General features: G+C 53.7%; 20 protein-coding genes, 1 tRNA gene and 1 pseudogene. 14 read left to right on the forward strand and 8 right to left on the reverse strand.

Features of this window, described 5'->3' with window-relative positions:
* Positions 1–200 precede the first annotated feature (200 nt).
* The 5 genes from O1723_RS13730 to O1723_RS13750 all read left to right on the forward strand — a co-directional run bounded on the left by O1723_RS13730 (position 201) and on the right by O1723_RS13750 (position 5,240).
* Positions 201–1,337, forward strand: coding sequence for a D-alanyl-lipoteichoic acid biosynthesis protein DltD (locus tag O1723_RS13730; RefSeq protein WP_032645231.1), 1,137 nt, complete (start codon positions 201–203; stop codon positions 1,335–1,337).
* Between the two features lie 128 nt (positions 1,338–1,465).
* Positions 1,466–2,584, forward strand: coding sequence for an MBOAT family O-acyltransferase (locus tag O1723_RS13735; protein ID WP_014883271.1), 1,119 nt, complete (start codon positions 1,466–1,468; stop codon positions 2,582–2,584).
* Entirely contained in the window at positions 2,581–4,014 is a 1,434-nt protein-coding gene (locus tag O1723_RS13740; RefSeq protein ID WP_248190792.1) for an AMP-binding protein, read from the forward strand. Before O1723_RS13735 ends, O1723_RS13740 begins: the two co-directional genes overlap by 4 nt.
* Before the next feature lie 16 nt (positions 4,015–4,030).
* Positions 4,031–4,249 (forward strand): acyl carrier protein, encoded by a 219-nt coding sequence (locus O1723_RS13745; protein WP_014883269.1) that lies wholly within the window; start codon positions 4,031–4,033, stop codon positions 4,247–4,249.
* 154 nt (positions 4,250–4,403) lie between these two features.
* Positions 4,404–5,240 carry an alpha/beta fold hydrolase gene (locus O1723_RS13750; protein ID WP_248190790.1) on the forward strand — a complete coding sequence of 279 codons (837 nt, stop codon included), beginning with the start codon at positions 4,404–4,406 and terminating at the stop codon, positions 5,238–5,240.
* Between the two features lie 66 nt (positions 5,241–5,306).
* Here O1723_RS13750 and O1723_RS13755 read toward each other — a convergent pair.
* Positions 5,307–5,394 (reverse strand) — tRNA-Ser (locus O1723_RS13755).
* A gap of 144 nt (positions 5,395–5,538) precedes the next feature.
* Positions 5,539–7,167: an ABC transporter substrate-binding protein gene (locus tag O1723_RS13760; protein ID WP_014883267.1), complete on the reverse strand. Its 1,629-nt coding sequence runs from the start codon at positions 7,165–7,167 to the stop codon at positions 5,539–5,541.
* Positions 7,168–7,436: 269 nt separating this feature from the next.
* Between O1723_RS13760 and yccA the strand changes: the two genes are divergently transcribed.
* Complete coding sequence (gene yccA, locus O1723_RS13765; RefSeq protein ID WP_014883265.1) at positions 7,437–8,096, forward strand: FtsH protease modulator YccA; 660 nt, start codon at positions 7,437–7,439, stop codon at positions 8,094–8,096.
* An 87-nt stretch (positions 8,097–8,183) separates the two neighbouring features.
* Positions 8,184–8,513, forward strand: a complete 330-nt coding sequence (gene tusE / locus O1723_RS13770) for a sulfurtransferase TusE (protein ID WP_014883264.1) — start codon at positions 8,184–8,186, stop codon at positions 8,511–8,513.
* Here tusE and yccX read toward each other — a convergent pair.
* From yccX to O1723_RS13785, 3 genes are all read right to left on the reverse strand, one after another.
* On the reverse strand, positions 8,510–8,791 hold the full coding sequence (yccX, locus tag O1723_RS13775) for an acylphosphatase (RefSeq protein ID WP_014883263.1): 282 nt from the start codon (positions 8,789–8,791) through the stop codon (positions 8,510–8,512). The genes tusE and yccX overlap by 4 nt on opposite strands.
* A gap of 11 nt (positions 8,792–8,802) precedes the next feature.
* Entirely contained in the window at positions 8,803–9,531 is a 729-nt protein-coding gene (locus O1723_RS13780; protein ID WP_176602108.1) for an AraC family transcriptional regulator, read from the reverse strand.
* A gap of 70 nt (positions 9,532–9,601) precedes the next feature.
* Positions 9,602–10,159, reverse strand: a complete 558-nt coding sequence (locus O1723_RS13785) for a kinase inhibitor (protein ID WP_248190789.1) — start codon at positions 10,157–10,159, stop codon at positions 9,602–9,604.
* Positions 10,160–10,333: 174 nt separating this feature from the next.
* Between O1723_RS13785 and rlmI the strand changes: the two genes are divergently transcribed.
* Together rlmI and hspQ are read left to right on the forward strand one after the other, a co-directional pair.
* Positions 10,334–11,524 (forward strand): 23S rRNA (cytosine(1962)-C(5))-methyltransferase RlmI, encoded by a 1,191-nt coding sequence (gene rlmI / locus O1723_RS13790; RefSeq protein WP_014883260.1) that lies wholly within the window; start codon positions 10,334–10,336, stop codon positions 11,522–11,524.
* 60 nt (positions 11,525–11,584) lie between these two features.
* Complete coding sequence (hspQ, locus tag O1723_RS13795) at positions 11,585–11,902, forward strand: heat shock protein HspQ (RefSeq protein ID WP_008499919.1); 318 nt, start codon at positions 11,585–11,587, stop codon at positions 11,900–11,902.
* A gap of 36 nt (positions 11,903–11,938) precedes the next feature.
* On the opposite strand, the gene O1723_RS13800 is transcribed toward hspQ, so the two are convergent.
* Complete coding sequence (locus tag O1723_RS13800; protein WP_014883259.1) at positions 11,939–12,352, reverse strand: CoA-binding protein; 414 nt, start codon at positions 12,350–12,352, stop codon at positions 11,939–11,941.
* A gap of 173 nt (positions 12,353–12,525) precedes the next feature.
* Between O1723_RS13800 and csgI the strand changes: the two genes are divergently transcribed.
* Together csgI and mgsA are read left to right on the forward strand one after the other, a co-directional pair.
* Positions 12,526–13,188 (forward strand): curli synthesis inhibitor, encoded by a 663-nt coding sequence (gene csgI / locus O1723_RS13805; protein ID WP_014883258.1) that lies wholly within the window; start codon positions 12,526–12,528, stop codon positions 13,186–13,188.
* A gap of 80 nt (positions 13,189–13,268) precedes the next feature.
* Complete coding sequence (mgsA, locus tag O1723_RS13810; protein WP_008499922.1) at positions 13,269–13,727, forward strand: methylglyoxal synthase; 459 nt, start codon at positions 13,269–13,271, stop codon at positions 13,725–13,727.
* 58 nt (positions 13,728–13,785) lie between these two features.
* Here the strand turns inward: mgsA and helD are convergent, their stop codons facing one another.
* Positions 13,786–15,840: a DNA helicase IV gene (gene helD / locus O1723_RS13815; RefSeq protein WP_248190787.1), complete on the reverse strand. Its 2,055-nt coding sequence runs from the start codon at positions 15,838–15,840 to the stop codon at positions 13,786–13,788.
* Between the two features lie 123 nt (positions 15,841–15,963).
* On the opposite strand from helD, the gene O1723_RS13820 reads away from it, so the two are divergent.
* Both O1723_RS13820 and yccS read left to right on the forward strand, forming a co-directional pair.
* On the forward strand, positions 15,964–16,410 hold the full coding sequence (locus O1723_RS13820) for a YccF domain-containing protein (RefSeq protein WP_014883256.1): 447 nt from the start codon (positions 15,964–15,966) through the stop codon (positions 16,408–16,410).
* 19 nt (positions 16,411–16,429) lie between these two features.
* Positions 16,430–18,592 (forward strand): YccS family putative transporter, encoded by a 2,163-nt coding sequence (gene yccS / locus O1723_RS13825; protein WP_014883255.1) that lies wholly within the window; start codon positions 16,430–16,432, stop codon positions 18,590–18,592.
* Here the strand turns inward: yccS and O1723_RS13830 are convergent.
* Positions 18,549–19,174 (reverse strand): annotated as a pseudogene (locus O1723_RS13830) (TfoX/Sxy family DNA transformation protein). The gene yccS and the pseudogene O1723_RS13830 overlap by 44 nt on opposite strands.
* Before the next feature lie 217 nt (positions 19,175–19,391).
* On the opposite strand from O1723_RS13830, the gene sulA reads away from it, so the two are divergent.
* A complete protein-coding gene (gene sulA, locus O1723_RS13835; protein ID WP_014883253.1) occupies positions 19,392–19,901 on the forward strand; it encodes an SOS-induced cell division inhibitor SulA in 510 nt (169 codons plus the stop codon).
* The last annotated feature ends 20 nt before the right edge of the window (positions 19,902–19,921 follow it).

Genomic DNA, 19,921 nt, shown 5'->3' on the forward strand with positions numbered 1-19,921 from the left:
TGCGCAAAAAATCGCTCATTCCCCGATCCCCGCGTCGCTCTCTCCCACTTGTACATACCGTTACACGGCAACGCTCATCCTTCTAAATCGCTCTGGTATAGAATGCCCCAAAATAGACGGCCATTTGTTGTGTAATTGTTATAAAGCCGGTTATCAACGGATTTTAGAAAATTGCCGCCATGTAGTCTTACTGGTTAATGATGAAAATCAAAAATACGTTTTGCTTACATATCCTGATGGCAGCCCTGGCCATTTTATTCCTCAGCATTCACCCGCTGGTGACCAGCTTTGATCCGCCGCTTAAATTCCAGCCGCTGATCAAATCCATGACGGGCACACCGAAAGAACAAGCGGAAAAAATTACCACCATTTCCCATGCCCTGGAGGGGAATGCCATTTTCTTCATTGGTGCCTCTGAAGTTGCCACCTCTGAAGATGAACATTACGCGGTCTATCATTATTTTAATCAGCAATTACACCAACCCGTCGTGGCGTATGGCGATGCGTTTGTCGATGATGAAACACAATTTTTACTGTTTTCACGTTTTAAAAATAGCCTTAACGCAAACAGTAAAGTGGTTTTATTGTTGGCACCTGACAGCTTTTACTCAAAAGGTCTGCCACCCGCTATCTATGCGGATAATTTTCCGGGCTCTGTTTTTGATCCCCTGATGAAGGATCCGCAGGCACGTCCGATCCTCGTGAATTATTTAAAACATATTGATGCTAAAGAGATAAGCCATTTAACCTTTGGGCAAATGCGTGTCTTCGGCTGGCACCCCGATCTGATTTGGGATGAGATCGATTTCCAGTTCGCTAATTTTTGTACCCTGATAAAAAACGACTGGCTGTCGCTGCTCAATATCAGGCCTGAGACGGCGCAACCCTGGCCGCAACAGCCAACCACCCACATGACTCCGGACTGGAATAAAGAGCTGGCGAATGCCCGTGAATTAAATAAAGTTCGCCAGCAAAGCGCGGCGACCTTGTGGATGGACAAAACGATTTACGAAGAGGACGGTAAGCCGCAGCAGTGGGATGACACGCCGGTGGTGCCCGGCCAATTCGCTGCGTTCAGGAAAACCGTCCAGCTGCTGAAGGCACATCACGTGCAGGTCATTGCTATCGTCGACCCGGTTAACCCGTGGGCGCTTTACCATACCGATACTTTCCGCCCGTACGATAAGCAAATTCAATCCATTCTGAAAGAGAACCGGATCCCTTATTTAGATATGTACGCTATGCCTTATCAGAATGGCTGGAACTGGGACCGACTGCACCCGACTGAACTGGCTTGGGTGCCTATGCTTCGCTTTATTGCACAGAGTTTTAAATAATGAAAATCGCGATCCGTCTGTTTTTCCTTTATCTCCTGCTTGGGATCACCATCGTCGCGTGGACCGCTGTCGATGACAGCATGAGTATGCAACTGCATTTTGAATATCAGAAATTCTGAGGCCGAATGATGTACAGCTCAGGACTGTTTTTTGTCTGTTTATTTTCATCGGCAGGGGTATTTGCGCTGATTAATCGCCTGCTGCGCCATCGCCTGACCTGGTTATCGTCCTTGGCCGTCCTGACAGCATTGGGCTGGGGCTATATTTTTCAGGGCGATTATCGTATTCCGGCGATCGTATTTGGCTGTTTTTATCTTTTCGCCACGTTAAAAGAAAAAGGATGGTTAAAAACCTGGCAGGCGATCGTGTTAACGCTGCTGCCCCTGTTTTTGGTGAAATTACATTTTAATCACCATCTCGGCATGATCGGTCTCTCTTTTATGACCTTTCGCGCGGTGGATGTGCTGTTGTATCGCAGTAAAAAAGAGGGCCAGAATATTCTGCACTATTTCTGCTACCTCTTTATGCCCTTTATTATTCTGGCCGGGCCGATGTACCGCTGGCGGACATGGATGAGCGATGTGAATAAACCCGCATTCACCCTTAACCGTGAACAATGTTTAACAGCGTTAGAGCAGATCGTCACCGGTATCATCCAGAAGTTCCTGTTTGCCATGCTGATCGATTCGCTTGTGGTGCAGCCCTGGAGCCATAAGCCGTTTTCGCTGACCGTCGGCGTGGTGATGTCGATTGCTTACAGCGCCTATCTGTACTTTGATTTTGCGGGTTACAGCAATATGGCCATCGGTGCCGGGCGCTTATTCGGGCTGAATATTCCGGCAAACTTCAATATGCCGCTGCTTGCAAAGAACCCTCAGGACTTCTGGCGGCGCTTCCACATCAGCCTGTCTGAATGGCTGCGCGATGTGGTGTTTATGCCCGTCTATATGAACCTGATGAAGTTCAACTTTTTCCGTCAGAACAAAACGCTGGCGCAAAATATCGGTATTTTTTGCACCCTGTTCTGCATGGGGGCATGGAATGGCCTGGAACGCCATTATGTCATCAGCGGCGCGCTGTTTGGCGCCATTTCTGTCGCACACAACATGCTGCTGTGGTCAGCCAAACGCAGCCCGGCATTACACCGCGGTTTGCAGTATCCGGCAGTGGCGTTTTTGGGGCGAATTCTGACGCTGGGCAGCGCCGCAGGATCCCTTTACATCTTTAGTGGAATGTCTCCTCTATGAAATATCACACCGATCTGCAGGAACTGCAGGATTTCTTACGTGCGGCATTGCGCGATCCCGCCTCCCCGCAGCAGCTGGCCATCACGGGTAGCGACGAAACCCTCAGCTGGCTACAGCTTTCCGCCGCCGTGATGGACTGGGCGGAACGCTATCAACGCTGCAAGCCCATCGAAGGCACACCGGTCGTATTATATGGTCATCAGCAGGCCGAGTTCGCCGTGGCGATTTATAGCTGCCTGTTGCACAACATTCCGTACATCCCGGTGGATTGCATCTACCCGCAGGAGCGGCTCCGGGAGATTTGTAGCCTGGCCAGTGTCCCTTACTATTACGACGTGGCAACCCGGCAGTTTATTGCCACCGGTGAAGCGGGCAAGGTCCTGGAAGAGCAGGATCTGGCCTATATCATGTTTACCTCAGGCAGCACCGGCAAACCGAAAGGCGTGCAGATTGGACGCGAGAGCGTCTGGCACTTCATGAAATGGGTCAGCCAGGATTTTTCCCTACCGGCAAAACCGGTGCTGATGAACCACGCGGTGTTCAGCTTTGACCTCTCCCTGATCCCTTTGCTGGCGAACCTGGCGATGGGCGGACACATCGTGCTCAACGCCAAAGAGGATATTCAGAAAGAGAACTGGCTGGCGCGACTCAAAAGCAACGCGGTCTCCGCCTGGGTGTCCACGCCCTCTTTTGCCTACCAGCAGCTGCTGTCCCCGCAGTTTAACAGCGAGTATTTGCCTGAACTCGGCGTCTTTATCTTCATTGGTGAAGTGCTCAATAAAGCGCTGGTTAAACAGCTGCGCCGCCGTTTCCCGCAGGCCAAAATCATCAACTCCTATGGCCCAACGGAAGCGACCATCGCGACGACGGTGGTTGAAATTACGGATGAGATCCTTAACCAGGACAGCGCCGTGCTGCCGGTGGGGGTCATGATGCCGGAGAGCAGAATGGACATTTCCGCCGAGGGCGAGCTGATTATCTGGGGTAAAAACGTCATGCGCGGCTACCTCGGCCTGCCGCAGGAGAACGCGGCAAAATTACTGCATCGGGAAGATGACGCGTGTCGCGGCTACCGGACCGGCGATCTGGGTTATGCAGCGGGGATGGTCTATTGCCAGGGTCGCAACGATAGTCAGGTCAAACTGAATGGCTACCGTATTGAAATCAACGAGATCGAAAACCGTCTGCTGGCCATGTCCGGCATTAATGAAGCGGTAGTGATGCCGCTGATGAAACCCTGCGGCAGCGTGCTGCGTATTGCCGCGTTCTGCGTGACGGAAATGGCACCGGATACGATCAAAACCTCGCTGTCGAAAGTGGTTCCCCACTATATGGTGCCTTCACAAATTATCGTAAAAGACGCGTTGCCGCTGAACCCTAACGGCAAAATTGACCGCAAATTGCTGGACGCTTACGCCCGCACTCATTAATTATCCAGGAAACATAATGGAAAACGAAATTCTCGCCCTGTTCGAAAAAGTATTATCCCGTAAAGTGGGCTTTCACGATGAACTGATTGAATCTGATATTCTCGACTCTATTCTGGCAGTCGATATGGTGCTGGAAGTGCAGGACGTTTACGGCTGTATGATCCCGCCAACTGACGTAGCGACGGTGTTGAAGACCCCGGCAGATCTCGCCCGCTATATTGAAGGGAACCGCTAAGCCCCGCTGTATGACCCCGCCCTGGGGGCTCTGGCGCGCCGCACCAGAGCCCTGAATGCAAAATGAATACCTTTCACGGGAATGAAACCCACCGCTGATATGATTTCTCCTACACTTTAGGGGTCGTGTTGTTTTTAACAGAGGAGTCTGCGGTATGGCATTCGTAACAACGAAAGACGGCGTCAACATTTATTACAAAGACTGGGGTCCGAAAGAAGCTCAACCCATTGTTTTCCATCACGGCTGGCCATTGAGTGCCGATGACTGGGATAACCAGATGCTCTTCTTCCTTGCAGAGGGCTATCGCAGTATCGCTATCGATCGTCGTGGTCATGGACGTTCGGATCAGGTCAGTGAAGGTCACGATATGGATCATTATGCGGCCGACGCGTCGGCCGTGGTTGAAAGCCTGGATCTGCACAATGCCGTGCATGTCGGTCACTCTACCGGCGGCGGCCAGGTCGCCCGCTATGTAGCGAAATACGGCCAGCCGCAGGGGCGCGTCGCCAAAGCGGTGCTCGTCAGCGCCGTTCCCCCGCTGATGGTCAAAACAGAGAATAACCCCGGCGGGACACCCATCGAGGTGTTTGACGGCTTCCGTAGTGCGCTGGCAGCCAATCGCGCGCAGTTTTACCTCGACGTAGCCAGCGGCCCTTTTTACGGTTTTAACCGGGATGGCGCGGAGGTTTCACAGGGTACGATTCAGAACTGGTGGCGTCAGGGAATGATTGGCAGTGCCAAAGCGCACTATGAGGGGATTAAGGCGTTTTCAGAGACTGACCAGACGGAGGACTTAAAAGCCATCACGGTTCCCGTTCTGGTAATGCAGGGCGATGACGATCAGGTCGTACCGTATAAGAATGCCGCCCTTCTGCAGGACAAGCTGCTGGCGAACAGCGTGCTGAAAATTTATCCAGGCTTCCCGCACGGGATGCACACCACGCATGCGGAGACCATCAACGCGGACATTCTGGCGTTTATCCGTTCATAAACGTCAGGTTTTAAATTCACGCCAAAAGAAAAACCCCAGCTTAACGAGTAAGCTGGGGTTTATATCTGGCGGAAGCGCAGAGATTCGAACTCTGGAACCCTTTCGGGTCGCCGGTTTTCAAGACCGGTGCCTTCAACCGCTCGGCCACACTTCCTAAGTGAGGCGAACTATAAACACCTCACCGCGTGCTGTAAAGAGTGGCTGCAATCGTTCGCTGTAAAAATAGCCAAAACGCGTTTAATCGGTTGAACTGACGACATATCGGCGATTTTAACAGCATAACATTCAGCCCGCCCTCTTAATGCTTTTTGATGTACATGTCTTTTGTGAAATAGTACCCGAGCTTATCCGGTGTGAATCCCCCTACCCACGGTTTGACCAGGTGGGTACGAACGTAGTGATAAACCGGAATGGCTGGCACATCACGGCCAAGCAGATCCTCCGCCTGCTGGTAGAACTTACCCCGTTCCCCGGCTGTTTTCGCTTTCGCGGCGTTGATCAGGGCCTGGTCGTACTCCGGATTGCTGTACTGGCTGGTATTTTCGCTGTCGCCGGTACGGAAGTTGTTCAGGAAGGTTGCTGCATCGTCGTAGTCCGCAATCCATGCGTAACGCACCGCGTCAAAGTTGTGGGTGTGCATGGTATCCAGCATGGTTTTCCACTCCTGATTTTGCAGCTTCGCGTCCACGCCGAGGTTTTTCTTCCACATGGAGCTGGCGGCAATCGCGATACGCTGGTGCGATTCAGAGGTGTTATAAAGCAGGTTGAAGCGCAGAGGATGGCTTTCGTTATACCCCGCTTCGCTGAGCAGTTTTTTCGCCTCCGTGATGCGCTTGTCCAGCGGCCAGCTGGCGTAATCCGGGTTCTGCAGCTTGACCCCACCGATGTCCGGCTGGCTAATCAGCCACGCCGGACGCTGCCCCTGCCCTAACACTTTCCCGGCAATGATGTCTTTATCCAGCGCCATATTCAGCGCCTTACGCACGCGCGCGTCGTTGAACGGCGGGCGCGTGGTGTTGAACTCGTAGTAATAGGTCGCGAGCTGCGGTGAAACGTCCAGCTCGCTGCCAAGGGTTTTCTTCAGCTGGGCAAACTGGTTAATGGGGACCGTGTAGACAATATCAATTTCACCCGCTTTATAGCGGTTCACATCTGAAGCTTCAGAGGTGATGGGCAAATACGTCACTTTGTTGATAACGGTATGCGCATTATCCCAGTAGCGCGCGTTACGCTCCGCCACAATGCGTTCGTTGACCACCCACTGAGAAAGTTTATACGCCCCGCTGCTGACGAAATGCTCCGGCTTGGTCCACTTATCGCCAAAACGCCCAATCAGCACTTTGTCCACCGGTACCAGCGACGGGTGCGCAAGCATCGCAAGGAAAGCCGCGTTTGGCTGCGTGAGCGTCACTTCCAGGGTGGTGTCGTTAATCGCTTTTACCCCCAGCGTATCGGGGGCTTTTTTCCCCTGGGCGATATCGGCCGCGTTGGCAATATGCATGTTGCCCGGATAGCTGGCATACGGTGACGCCGTTTTAGGATCGATCAGGCGCTGCCAGCTCCAGACCACATCTTCTGCGGTAATCGCTGTCCCGTCGCTCCAGGTGATGCCCGGCCGCAAATGGAACGTCCAGACGGTATTGTCTTTGTTCTCCCACTTTTCCGCCAGCCGGGGCTGAATTTCACCCGTCGGGGAGACGCTCACCAGACCTTCGAATAAATCGCTGATAATATTGAATTCGACATCGCTTTCGACTTTATGCGGATCGAGCGAAGCCGGTTCACTGCCATTATTTCTGACCAGTTCCTGTTTCTCTGCCAGCGCGGTTCCTGCCGGGACGTTGGCCGCCCAGGATGCCGTACTGGCGCACAGAATCCCGGCGGTAAGTAAAGAGAGTGTAAAGCGCGTGCGTGTTTGTGGTTTCATGTTCTTCGCCTTATTGTCTGTTTTATGACGATCCGGAGATAACTCTTAGCGCCCTAAGGGTAATAACGCAATATTTTTCAGTAACCTATAAGAGGTTGATCTGGTAAATTTTCTCAAACCGCTGTTCATTCTGGTGAAATGCATTTCTGCAGAAGAAATAACCATCTCCTTCGCTAACGTGCTGAGTAAAGATGGGTAAAACCACTTTGAGACTGGCTCGCCGTTTCCTATTCTTTCCGCTAATTACATCTGTCATAAGAGAGTGACTCATGGATCGTATTATTACTTCTTCACGCGACCGCACATCGCTACTCAGTACCCACAAGGTGCTGCGCAATACCTATTTCATGCTCAGCCTGACGCTGGCGTTTTCGGCGATCACTGCCACCGCCAGCACCGTGCTGATGCTGCCGTCTCCGGGGCTGATCCTGACGCTGGTGGGGATGTATGGGCTGATGTTCCTGACCTACAAAACCGCGGATAAACCAGTCGGTATTCTGTCCGCGTTCGCCTTCACCGGCTTCCTGGGCTATATCCTGGGGCCGATTCTGAACGCGTATCTGTCTGCCGGTATGGGCGACGTGATTGGCATGGCGCTGGCCGGTACCGCGCTGGTGTTCTTCTGCTGCTCGGCCTACGTGCTGACCACCCGTAAGGACATGTCCTTCCTCGGCGGTATGCTGATGGCGGGTATCGTGGTGGTGCTGATTGGTATGGTGGCTAACATCTTCCTGCAGCTGCCTGCCCTGCATCTGGCGATTAGCGCGGTGTTTATCCTGCTGTCATCTGGCGCGATCCTGTATGAAACCAGCAACATCATTCACGGCGGTGAGACGAACTACATTCGCGCCACCGTGAGCCTGTATGTATCGCTGTACAACATCTTCGTCAGCCTGCTGAGCATTCTGGGCTTCGCCAGCCGGGATTAATCCATAGCGCTGTGAACCGAGCCCCGCTTATGCGGGGCTTTGTTTTTTGCTACACTGCTGCGGTTTTTGACTGACGCGTGAATGACTATGTTGAGTTTTGAAGGCAAAGAGATCGAGACCGATAACGACGGTTATCTCAAAGAGAGTGGCCAGTGGAGTGAAGCGCTGGCAGAAGTGATTGCTGAGAAAGAGGGTATCACCCTCTCCCCCGAACACTGGGAAGTCGTGCGTTTTGTGCGCGAATTTTATCTCGAATTTAATACCTCTCCGGCGATCCGCATGCTGGTGAAAGCGATGGCCAATAAGTTTGGCGAAGAGAAAGGCAACAGCCGCTATCTGTATCGTCTGTTTCCGAAAGGCCCGGCTAAACAGGCCACCAAAATTGCTGGCCTGCCAAAGCCGGTGAAGTGCATTTAATAACGAATACTGAAGTTCTCGTATTCCCGGCCGGGTTGATGAGGTTCTGTTAGCACCCTGTCAACCCGCGCGCTGCGCGGGCCACCCGCTTTCAGCCACACCATCAGTTTTTCTACCTGCTTCGCGTCGCCACAGGCGACCACCTCAACGCTGCCGTCATCCATGTTTCGCGCATAGCCCGTGATCCCGAGCTGAAGAGCCTCACGCTGGGTGCTGTAGCGGAACCCGACGCCCTGAACGATGCCGTGAACCCAGGCAATAGTGCAAATTTTTGACATTTTTCTTCTCCTTAACGTAGCGTTTTCGGCAAACAGCCGTAGTGCTGCCGAAAACGGGCGGTGAAACGAGAACTGGAAAGATACCCACATTGTAATGCGATTTCGCCAATGGGTAATCGGGTCGATTGCAGCTGTGACAGCGCAACGGCCATTCTCACCTCCTCGACGATCTGGCGAAAACTCTGCGACTCTTCACGCAACTTTCTGCGCAGCGTCGGTACGCTTAAGGCCAGACGGCTTGCGATATCATGCGCAGTCCAGGATCTGGCCGGCGATAGCATGATGAACTGTCGCACCTGCTCAGTCAGGTTACTGCTTCGCTCAATAAGCAGCGGACCTGCCACGCCTTCATGCAGCAATGCCAGCAAAAGACCGAAGGCCTGATGTTTTTGTAACGCCTCCGGTAAATCCTGACGCACGGCGTGCAGCAGGTTATCCCACATAAACGCCAGCCCTTCGCTCAACGGGACACAAAGGGAATGTAACGTCGTGCCCGGCCAGGATTTCAGGTAATGCGCTTTAAACTCGGCCAGGATCTCTGGCGACAACATCAGCAAGTCCGATCGAAACATGCCGTTCGCAGGCTGATTAATAATCTCCATTGACGTGTTGGCCGGGATAATAATCAGCGCATCCCTCGTTGCCACCAGGCGATTGTCATCCTGAACAATGACCTTACTGCCGTGAGTAATGTGACAAATGGCCGGAAAAAAAAGTTTAACCTGGTGCAGGCGATGCATTTTGCTGGCACTGACTTCGCCCGCCGTCAGCTGTTTATGTTGAAGGTAAAACTCCTGCACCGGGTCATCCTTATCTGCTGTACGTTGCGGTTAACTGCGTTTTTCCCAGAACGTGACTGTTTATCATATAACCGACCAGCGCGCCGCTGGCATTGTTATCAAGGGGCAGTGTGTCCACGTTCAGCGCCCAGACGGTAATCTGGTAACGGTGCGGTTTGTCTCCCTCAGGTGGACATGCGCCGCCAAATCCAGAATAACCGAAGTCATTACGCCCCTGCACCGCGCCAGCGGGTAATTTCTCACTCTTTGGGTTACCCGCGCCCGCAGGCAGTGCCATTGTTTTCGCAGGAATATTGGCGACTGTCCAGTGCCACCAGCCACTGCCGGTGGGGGCATCGGGGTCATATACCGTGATGGCAAAACTTTTCGTACCGGCTGGCGGATGTTTCCATGCAAGCTGCGGAGACTGATTATCACCGTGGCAGCCAAAACCGTTGAACACCTGCTGTTGCGCTAAACGGTGCTCCCCGGAGATATCCTGACTGGTGATACTGAAAGGCGTTGCCGCTAAAACCTGAAAACTTATCGCCGCCAGAGCGGTTGTTACTATTACACTGCGCTTTTTCATAGGGGGGTCCTTTGCTGAACGGGAAGCCCCAATGTAAGGCACGGGGCCATACCGTAATGTGCTTAAGCGATTTGATTTTGTGCCGAAACGCTCAAAGGCATCCACAGATGATTGCGACTTGCTGAATGTGATAATCTACGCGCCATTTCCCTGAAATCGACAGAACAGCAAATTATGAGTGTACGTTTAGTGTTAGCCAAAGGGCGCGAGAAATCCTTACTGCGCCGTCATCCCTGGGTTTTTTCTGGCGCAGTTGCCCGCATGGAAGGCAAAGCCAGCCTCGGTGAAACCATTGATATCGTTGACCATCAGGGGAAATGGTTAGCGCGAGGCGCATACTCGCCTGCGTCCCAGATCCGCGCTCGCGTCTGGACCTTCGACAAAGATGAAACCATTGATATCGACTTCTTCGTTCGCCGCCTGCAGCAGGCGCAGCAGTGGCGTGAATGGCTGGCAAAGCGTGACGGTCTGGACAGCTATCGTCTGATCGCCGGTGAGTCCGACGGCCTGCCGGGTGTGACCATCGATCGCTTCGGCAACTTCCTGGTGCTGCAACTCCTGAGCGCCGGAGCGGAATACCAGCGTGCCGCGCTGATTAGCGCGCTGCAAACGCTGTTCCCGCAGTGTGCCATTTACGACCGCAGCGATGTGGCAGTGCGCAAAAAAGAGGGCATGGAGCTGACTCAGGGGCCAGTAACGGGCGAACTGCCGCCAGCCCTGCTGCCCATTGAAGAACATGGCATGAAGCTGCTGGTGGATATTCAGGGCGGTCACAAAACGGGCTATTACCTTGACCAGCGCGACAGCCGTCTGGCGACCCGCCAGTACGTCGCCGACAAGCGCGTACTTAACTGCTTCTCCTATACCGGCGGTTTTGCCGTTTCGGCGCTGATGGGTGGCTGTGCTCAGGTCGTCAGCGTGGATACGTCACAGGAAGCGCTGGACGTGGCAAAACAAAACGTCGAGCTAAACAAGCTGGATTTGAGCAAAGCGGAGTTTGTACGCGACGACGTTTTCAAGCTGCTGCGTAAATATCGCGATCAGGGCGAGAAGTTCGACGTTATCGTGATGGATCCCCCTAAGTTTGTGGAGAATAAAAGCCAGCTGATGGGCGCCTGCCGCGGGTACAAAGATATCAACATGCTGGCCATCCAGCTGCTGAACCCGGGTGGCGTTCTGCTGACGTTCTCCTGCTCCGGTCTGATGACCACAGATTTATTTCAGAAAATCATCGCCGATGCCGCAATAGATGCTGGTCGTGATGTACAATTTATAGAGCAGTTCCGTCAGGCAGCCGATCATCCCGTGATTGCTACCTACCCGGAAGGGCTGTATCTGAAAGGGTTTGCCTGTCGCGTCATGTAACTTGAAAAGAGAAATATTGACCACACATAACGTGTAAGTCGTATTTCCCGGGAGGTGACTATGATTGCCAGCAAATTCGGTATCGGCCAGCAGGTCCGCCACACTTTGCTAGGGTATTTGGGTGTGGTCGTCGATATCGACCCGGAGTATTCCCTTGATGAACCGTCAGCAGACGAGCTGGCGGTTAACGCCGAGCTTCGCGCTGCGCCCTGGTACCATGTGGTGATGGAAGGTGACGACGGACAACCCGTTCATACCTACCTTGCTGAAGCGCAGCTGAGTAGTGAGTTGCAGGAAGAGCATCCGGAGCAACCTACGATGGATGAACTTGCTCAGACCATCCGTAAACAGCTACAGGCTCCGCGCCTGCGGAACTAAGCGTGTAAAAAAAGCCCGATAACGGGCTTTTTTTTATTATTTCGCCAGCCCCAGACGGGGTATCTCAATCGCCGGACATCGGTCCATGACCACCTTCAGACCCGCTTCACGCGCCAGCACGGCCGCCTGCTCGTTAATCACACCCAACTGCATCCACAGGGTTTTCGCCCCGACGGCAATAGCATCCTGCGCTACGCCCCATGCGGCCTCGGAATTACGGAAGACATCGACCATATCAATTTTTTCGGGTACGTCAGCGAGCGTCGCATACCCTTGCTGGCCCAGCAACGTTTTCCCCGCCACTTTTGGCGAGACCGGGATGACGTGATAACCCTGATCGAGAAGGTATTTCATCACCCGATAGCTGGGACGATCGGGTTTATCGCTCGCGCCCACCAGCGCAATGGTCCGCGTGGATGTCAAAATCTCAGCAACATCATTCTCTTTCATGGTTTTTCTCCTGGCTTTTTTAAAAGTGTACGCCAAAGCGCACATCTCAACCATCCATCCCATACAGATGCATGAGGGCAAAACGGCAAAATATGTCTATATGTTAGTAAACGTGATTATCGAAAAATTTAGATACATTAATGCGGCGACAGTATGTCTGACGGGAGCCTCCTATGAGAACCGGTATTGCCACGGCTCTGATTGCGTTAGTGATGCCGGTTTGCGTATTTGCTACCACGCTTCGGCTCTCTGGCGACATTGATCTTCTGGTACTGGACGGAAAAAAAGTGTCCAGCTCATTATTACGCGGTGCTGACAGCATCGAATTAGATAACGGCCCCCATCAACTGGTCTTTCGGGTAGAAAAATCGATCGGCCTGGCTAACCATGAGCAACGACTGTACATCTCGCCACCGCTGATTATCAGCTTTAATACCCGGCAAATCAGTCAGGTGAACATTACTCTGCCTCGCCTTGAAACAGAAAAGGAATCGGCGGCCTTTGACGCCTCGCCGCGCATTGAACTGCTGGACGGCGATGCAATGCCGATCCCGGTGAAGCTGGATATTCTGGCATTAACCACGTCCCCGAAAGGCCCGGATTACGAGGCGGCTACGCAGGTTTATAACAAAGCCGGTAAACGCGCCTCCCTTCCGCAGTTTGCCACCCTGATGGCCGACGACAGTACGCTGCTTTCCGGCGTATCGGAACTGGATGTTATCCCGCCTCAGTCCCAGACGCTGACGGAACAGCGCCTGAAATTCTGGTTCCAGCAGGCCGATCCCGACACGCGGGCCCGATTTTTACAGTGGGCAAAGCAACAACCTTCATCCTAAGCCACATTTTTTTCGCCTGACGCTTGCAGCGTCAGGCGCTTCCCGTCATCGTGTAGTCAGTTAACCTGATGGATATGATTATGGAACTGACAACACGCACGCTGCCTGAACGCAAACACATTGCACTGGTGGCGCACGATCACTGTAAACAAATGCTGCTTAACTGGGTGCGCCGCCATCAGTCTTTGCTGGAAAAGCATGCCCTTTCAGCGACCGGCACCACCGGAAACCTGATCCAGCGCGAAACGGGTCTGGAGGTCAATGCGATGCTGAGCGGCCCGATGGGCGGCGATCAGCAGGTCGGCGCGCAGATTTCCGAAGGGAAGATTGACGTGCTGATCTTCTTCTGGGATCCGCTGAACGCGGTTCCGCACGATCCCGATGTTAAAGCCCTGCTGCGTCTGGCGACGGTGTGGAATATTCCGGTGGCGACAAACCTCTCGACGGCGGATTTCATCATCGAATCACCGCAGTTCAATTCGCCGGTTGATATCCTGATTCCGGACTATCAGCGTTATCTTTCTGAGAGACTGAAGTAGCTTTTTTGCCGGGTGGCGGCTTCGCCTTACCCGGCCTACCCATCCTTGCCCGTCGTCGCTACGGCTTTCTCGCTACCGGCACATCAATACTCTTCAGAACATCGACAAACACGGATGGCTCCGCTTTATTGAACAGCAGCCAGACGCGGTGACGTGCGCGCGTCATTGCCACATAAAGCAAACGTCGCTCTTCGGCATCCGGGAAATCTTCCGGCACCGGCAGTAGGGCCTGTTCCATCACCGATTCACGGGTCGGAGCCGGGAAACCGTCGCTGCCCTCTTTCAGCCCCATCACAATCACATAATCGGCCTGCTGCCCTTTGCTGGCGTGAATAGTCATAAATTCAAGCTGCAGTTTCGGCCAGCGGGTAGCTGCTTTTTCCAGCGCTGCAGGTTTAAGGTGATGATAACGCGCCAGCACCAGGATACGCTCATCGGGCTTCGCATAGCCGCTGAGCTTGTCCAGCAGCGGTTCCAGCTGGTCATCCGCCAGCAGGGTGACGGCTTTTTTATCCCCAGGCCGCAGGCTGTTAAGCGGCTTGGTCAGCTGATGCGGGTTTTGCTGGATAAAACGGTTGGCGACTTCACCAATCCGGGAGTTGAAGCGATACGTGGTGTCCAGATCGCTGCGATCACCTTCACCAAAATAGTGGTGGAACGCGGTCGTGAGTGAAAGCTGTGCGCCGCTGAAGCGATAGATGGCCTGCCAGTCATCCCCCACCGCAAACAGCGAGGTATGTTTATTTTGCGCCCGTAGCGCACAGAGCAGTGCTGCGCGCTGGGGTGAGATATCCTGAAACTCATCCACCAGAATATGTTTCCACGGACTGACAAAACGTCCTTTCTCAAGAATGACGATCGCCTGATGGATCAAACCGGAAAAATCGACGGCATTTTCCGCCTTCAACGCGGCTTTCCAGGCTTTTAAGAGCGGTGCCATCAGTTTGACCCGCTTCGAAAATAGATCGCGGATCCCCTCTGGCGCACCTTCAATCATTTCAGCCTGTGAGCCACCGTGCATCCGCATCAGGCTGACCCAACGGTCAAGACGCGATCCCAGCCGACGCGCCAGTTTATCATCCTGCCAGAAACTGCCTTCCGGCACTGCCCAGTTGAGCTCCTCTTCCAGCCACTGACGCCACCCTTTCGCCTGCGCTTTTTTCTCACTGCACTGCTGACGCCACGTTTTGATAAACAGCGCCTGGCGCGCCTGCGTGTCGTTTTCCAGTTTACTGACGGAAGGCACTTTTTTACTGCCCTGCTGAATGATATGCAGCGCAAGGGCATGGAAGGTTCTGGCAGTAATATCCCGGGTATGCAGACGTTGCTGAATGCGTTCGTCCATCTCCTCGGCAGCCTTACGGCCAAAAGCCAGCAGCAGAATCTGATCGGCAACCGCTTCGCCGGTCGTCAGAAGCCAGCCTGCACGCGCCACCAGTACCGACGTTTTGCCGCTTCCTGCCCCCGCGAGCACCAGCAGCGACTGCTCGCCATTGACCACCGCGCGAGCCTGCGCAGGGTTGAGCGGCGAAGATTCCACCGTACTGAAAAAGTCGGCGTACTGGGCCAGCATGGCATCTGTCCAGGCCTGGTTATGCGCCAGCCGACTCTTATCCTTATCGTTCAGCCAGGCCTGACACTGACGCCAGGCGTCGCGACAGTTGTCGAACTCATCAAGACGCGTTACGGCAATCGGCAGGGCCGAGAGAGCCTGGCGAATCTTTTGCTGCAGCCCGGCAGTCTGCTGGCGGGTCAACCACGTTTGTTGCGCGTTGCTCTGGGCGATCTCGTCCAGCACCTGGTGCAGAACCTGGGCGGCAATCACGCTCATGTCGTGACTCCACTGCTGCCAGCGGGCGTTCAGGTGGTGATGAAAACGCTGGGTTTCCGCCCACTCGGTGCCGTGAAGACGCACGACTTTATCGTCTGGCAGAACAAACTCCAGCTCACCCCATACCAGCCCACGCTTACAGTGGATGGCCAGAAGCTGATTAAACGGAATAAGGTATTCGTGGCGTTCTCCGGAGACTTTCACCCCGGCGTTGAGCAAAACAACGCTGTCATAAGGGTGTTGCGCCAGGCGTTTGCCTAATGAAGTTGCTTTCAGTTCCATGTCCCGCCAAATCCACGAAGAGATAATTTACCTGACAGTTTAACTGCCAGTTTTAAGGTGCTCCAGCCTAAAAAAACGTTACAATCATTGGGCGTTAATTTTATCGAAAGGAAGTGAGGGTTTATGCGTACCGTTCTGAATGTGTTGAATTTTGTGCTGGGCGGTTTTGCCACCACCCTTTCCTGGCTTTTTGCCACACTGGTGAGCATCGTCCTGATTTTCACACTCCCCCTGACCCGCTCCTGCTGGGAAATCACCAAACTCTCGTTGATCCCCTACGGTAACGAAGCCATCCACGTTGACGAACTGAACCCGGAAAGTAAGAACGCCCTGATGAACACGGGGGGAACCCTGCTGAACATTCTGTGGCTGATTTTCTTTGGCTGGTGGCTGTGCATCATGCATATTTTTGCCGGTATTGCTCAGTGCATCTCAATTATTGGGATTCCGGTAGGGCTCGCGAACTTTAAGATCGCCGCCATCGCCCTTTGGCCCGTCGGGCGCAGAGTTGTTCCGGTTGAAGTGGCCCAGGCGGCGCGTGAAGCGAACGCACGTCGTCGTTTTCAGTAAATAAGGACTGGCCGCGTTTATGCTAAGCCCACTGCTTCGCCGTTATACCTGGAACAGTTCCTGGCTTTACAACGTCAGGATTTTTATCGCGCTTTGCGGCACGGTAGCCCTGCCGTGGTGGTTGAATGACGTCAAACTCACCATCCCGCTCACGCTGGGAGTGGTGGCCGGGGCGCTTGCGGACCTGGACGATCGCCTGGCCGGTCGTTTGCGTAACCTGGTGATTACGCTCGTCTGCTTTTTTATCGCGTCAGCGTCCGTTGAGTTGCTCTTCCCCTGGCCGTGGCTGTTTGCGCTGGGCCTGACGATTTCGACCAGCGGGTTTATTTTGCTGGGCGGACTGGGGCAGCGCTACGCCACTATCGCCTTCGGCGCTTTGCTGATCGCCATCTATACCATGCTGGGCGTGTCACTTTACGACCAGTGGTACCAGCAACCTTTGCTGCTGTTGCTGGGCGCCATCTGGTATAACCTGCTGACGTTAACCGGTCATCTTATCTTCCCGGTTCGCCCGCTGCAGGATAACCTTGCCCGTAGCTTTGAGCAGCTAGCCCATTATCTGGAACTGAAATCCCGGCTGTTTGACCCGGATATCGAAGAAGAAAGCCAGGCGCCGCTTTACGATCTGGCGCTGGCAAACGGTCAGCTGGTCACCACCCTTAACCAGACGAAAGCCTCTCTGCTCACCCGTCTGCGCGGCGATCGCGGTCAGCGTGGAACGCGAAGAACCTTACACTACTATTTTGCCGCCCAGGACATTCATGAACGCGCCAGTTCCTCGCATGTTCAGTATGCCGCCCTGCGTGAAAAGTTTCGCTACAGCGACGTGATGTTCCGCTTCCAGCGCCTGCTGTCCATGCAGTCCCTGGCCTGCCAGCAGCTCTCGCGATCCATTCTGCTGCGCACGCCCTATCAGCATGACCCCCGTTTCGAACGGGTGTTTAGCCATCTTGATGCGGCGCTCGATCGCGTTCAGGCCAGCGGAACTTCACCGGAACATATCAAAGCGCTGGGTTTTCTGCTCAACAACCTGCGGGCTATAGATGCTCAGCTGGCGACCATCGAATCCGAACAGGCGATGGCGCAACCGGGTAATGATGTGGAAAATCAGCTAGCTGATGACAGCGTACATAGCTTTAGCGATATGTGGCTTCGGCTGAGCCGCAACTTTACGCCGGAGTCGGCGCTCTTTCGCCACGCGGTGAGAATGTCTCTGGTGCTATGCGTCGGTTATGCCTTTATCCAGATAACCGGTTTGCAGCATGGCTACTGGATCCTGCTGACCAGTCTGTTTGTCTGCCAGCCAAACTATAACGCCACCCGACACCGCCTTGCGCTGCGTATTATCGGTACGCTGGTCGGTGTCGCGATTGGACTTCCCGTGCTGTACTTCGTGCCTTCTGTTGAAGGGCAACTGGTGCTGATTGTGATTACCGGCGTGTTGTTTTTCGCGTTTCGCAACGTGCAGTACGCTCATGCCACCATGTTCATCACGCTGCTGGTGCTGCTCTGCTTTAACCTGCTGGGTGAAGGGTTCGAGGTCGCCCTGCCTCGCGTGCTCGATACCCTGATCGGCTGTGCGATTGCCTGGGCAGCGGTGAGCTTTATCTGGCCGGACTGGCGTTTCCGTAATTTACCGCGGGTGTTAGACAGGGCATTGAACGCCAACTGCCGATACCTGGATGCCATCCTTGAGCAGTACCACCAGGGCCGCGATAACCGTCTGGCTTATCGGATAGCCCGCCGCGATGCGCACAACAGTGATGCTGAGCTGGCCTCGGTTGTCTCTAACATGTCAACGGAGCCTCGTGCCACGGCCGAGATGCGTGAGACGGCTTTCCGGTTGCTCTGCCTCAACCATACCTTCACCAGCTATATTTCCACGCTGGGTGCCCACCGCGAGAAACTGGTCAACCCGGGCATACTCAACCTGTTGGATGACGCGGTCTGCTACGTCGATGATGCACTGCATCACCGGCCAGCCGATGAACCGAAAGTGAGACAGTCGCTGGATGAACTGACTCAACGTATCGCGCGTCTTGAGCCTGGAAACGACAGCAAAGCGCCGCTGGTGCTACAGCAGATTGGCCTGCTTATCGCTCTGCTGCCAGAAATTTGCCGGTTACAACAGCAAATCGCTACCTGGAGGAGTGATTCTTCTGTGGCTCAGGCAGCGCATTAAACCACTCCGTCAACTCCCGGCGAATGCCTGCCGGGAGTGCCGCCTCATGCAAACCCTCAATAGCCCCCTCAAGGGCAAAGAGCACTTTAATACCGAGTGCCCTATTTTTAGCCCGCATTTTCAACCAGCACTCCCTGGCACCCAGCGCCCGCAGCGTCTCTTCGTTAGTAATGCCCGCTTCGAAAAGTAATACCTCAAGCTGAAAAGTCAGGTTTGGCAGATCTTTAAGCCGGTTTCGTTGATGGCGCTGACAGCGCTCTTTCCTCGCCGCATTGAGCGCGAAAGAGGAGAGCTGAAGCAGCCGTTCCCTGTCTTGCCACAGTCCATCATCGACACGGTAATAGTTGAGAAGTACCGGGCGGCCTCGTTTCATCAACGTCAAAAAAGAGGCGGCATTTTTTACACAGTATTTTGCGCTTTCTTCACACGCGCGAAGGTACAGCTCGCCATCTGACACCATGGCAAAAACCGCGTCATCTACCGCCAGGGTATAGCCACCGAACAGGGCGCGATGATGAATTTCTCCTAGCGGTGAGAGGTATTCCTGGATTGATAAATCCGTTCATAAGATATCTTTTTCATGATATTTCCCTTCTAAATCATAAGGTAACAGCGAAATTTCTTACTAGCGGATCCGTTAGCAGGAAAATAGGCAACTTAGCGCCGTTGAGCAAGATGATTTTTCGAGGGGCATCAACATTGAACGAATTTTGCGAGTCGCTTTCCGAAAATGAGGTTGATCTTTATGCATACAGGGGTTACTGTATATCCATACAGTAACTACAGGGCTGGAATGAATATGTACACTTCAGGCTATGCAAATCGCTCAACTTCTCTCTCCTCTACCGCGGGCACTGTCGCGCACAACACCGTTGGGGGTGTTTCGACGGGGCTTATTAGTGAAGTGGTTTATCGTGAAGACCAGCCTCTGTTGACCCAACTCCTGCTACTGCCTTTATTACAGCAGCTTGGTCAGCAATCGCGCTGGCAGCTCTGGCTGACGCCACAGCAAAAATTGAGCCGTGAATGGGTTCAGTCCGCAGGCCTGCCGCTGGCTAAGGTGATGCAGATTAACCAACTCTCTCCCTGCGATACCGTTGAGTCTATGGTTCGCGCGTTGCGCACTGGAAATTACAGCGTGGTGATCGGCTGGTTACCCGAAGAACTGACGGAAGAGGAACATTTTCGTCTGACTGAAGCGGCTGAAGAAGGGAATGCGATCGGGTTCATCATGCGCCCGGTTCGTCCAGATTCTTATCGCAGAGGACAACTTTCTGGGCTAAAAATTCACTCAAATTTGTATCATTGAGCGAAATTAAGATTTTTCCT

This window comes from Enterobacter cloacae complex sp. HYC080_NIDB (genome assembly GCF_056673325.1).

Coding starts and splice junctions, on each gene's coding strand:
- hspQ (WP_008499919.1), top strand. CDS start 11,585: ATGATTGCCAGCAAATTCGGTATCGGCCAGCAGGTCCGCCACACTTTG.
- yccS (WP_014883255.1), top strand. CDS start 16,430: ATGCTAAGCCCACTGCTTCGCCGTTATACCTGGAACAGTTCCTGGCTT.
- O1723_RS13740 (WP_248190792.1), top strand. CDS start 2,581: ATGAAATATCACACCGATCTGCAGGAACTGCAGGATTTCTTACGTGCG.
- tusE (WP_014883264.1), top strand. CDS start 8,184: ATGTTGAGTTTTGAAGGCAAAGAGATCGAGACCGATAACGACGGTTAT.
- mgsA (WP_008499922.1), top strand. CDS start 13,269: ATGGAACTGACAACACGCACGCTGCCTGAACGCAAACACATTGCACTG.
- O1723_RS13800 (WP_014883259.1), bottom strand. CDS start 12,352: ATGAAAGAGAATGATGTTGCTGAGATTTTGACATCCACGCGGACCATT.
- O1723_RS13745 (WP_014883269.1), top strand. CDS start 4,031: ATGGAAAACGAAATTCTCGCCCTGTTCGAAAAAGTATTATCCCGTAAA.
- O1723_RS13760 (WP_014883267.1), bottom strand. CDS start 7,167: ATGAAACCACAAACACGCACGCGCTTTACACTCTCTTTACTTACCGCC.
- O1723_RS13785 (WP_248190789.1), bottom strand. CDS start 10,159: ATGAAAAAGCGCAGTGTAATAGTAACAACCGCTCTGGCGGCGATAAGT.
- O1723_RS13750 (WP_248190790.1), top strand. CDS start 4,404: ATGGCATTCGTAACAACGAAAGACGGCGTCAACATTTATTACAAAGAC.
- O1723_RS13735 (WP_014883271.1), top strand. CDS start 1,466: ATGTACAGCTCAGGACTGTTTTTTGTCTGTTTATTTTCATCGGCAGGG.
- helD (WP_248190787.1), bottom strand. CDS start 15,840: ATGGAACTGAAAGCAACTTCATTAGGCAAACGCCTGGCGCAACACCCT.
- rlmI (WP_014883260.1), top strand. CDS start 10,334: ATGAGTGTACGTTTAGTGTTAGCCAAAGGGCGCGAGAAATCCTTACTG.
- csgI (WP_014883258.1), top strand. CDS start 12,526: ATGAGAACCGGTATTGCCACGGCTCTGATTGCGTTAGTGATGCCGGTT.
- yccA (WP_014883265.1), top strand. CDS start 7,437: ATGGATCGTATTATTACTTCTTCACGCGACCGCACATCGCTACTCAGT.
- O1723_RS13820 (WP_014883256.1), top strand. CDS start 15,964: ATGCGTACCGTTCTGAATGTGTTGAATTTTGTGCTGGGCGGTTTTGCC.
- sulA (WP_014883253.1), top strand. CDS start 19,392: ATGTACACTTCAGGCTATGCAAATCGCTCAACTTCTCTCTCCTCTACC.
- O1723_RS13730 (WP_032645231.1), top strand. CDS start 201: ATGAAAATCAAAAATACGTTTTGCTTACATATCCTGATGGCAGCCCTG.
- yccX (WP_014883263.1), bottom strand. CDS start 8,791: ATGTCAAAAATTTGCACTATTGCCTGGGTTCACGGCATCGTTCAGGGC.
- O1723_RS13780 (WP_176602108.1), bottom strand. CDS start 9,531: ATGCATCGCCTGCACCAGGTTAAACTTTTTTTTCCGGCCATTTGTCAC.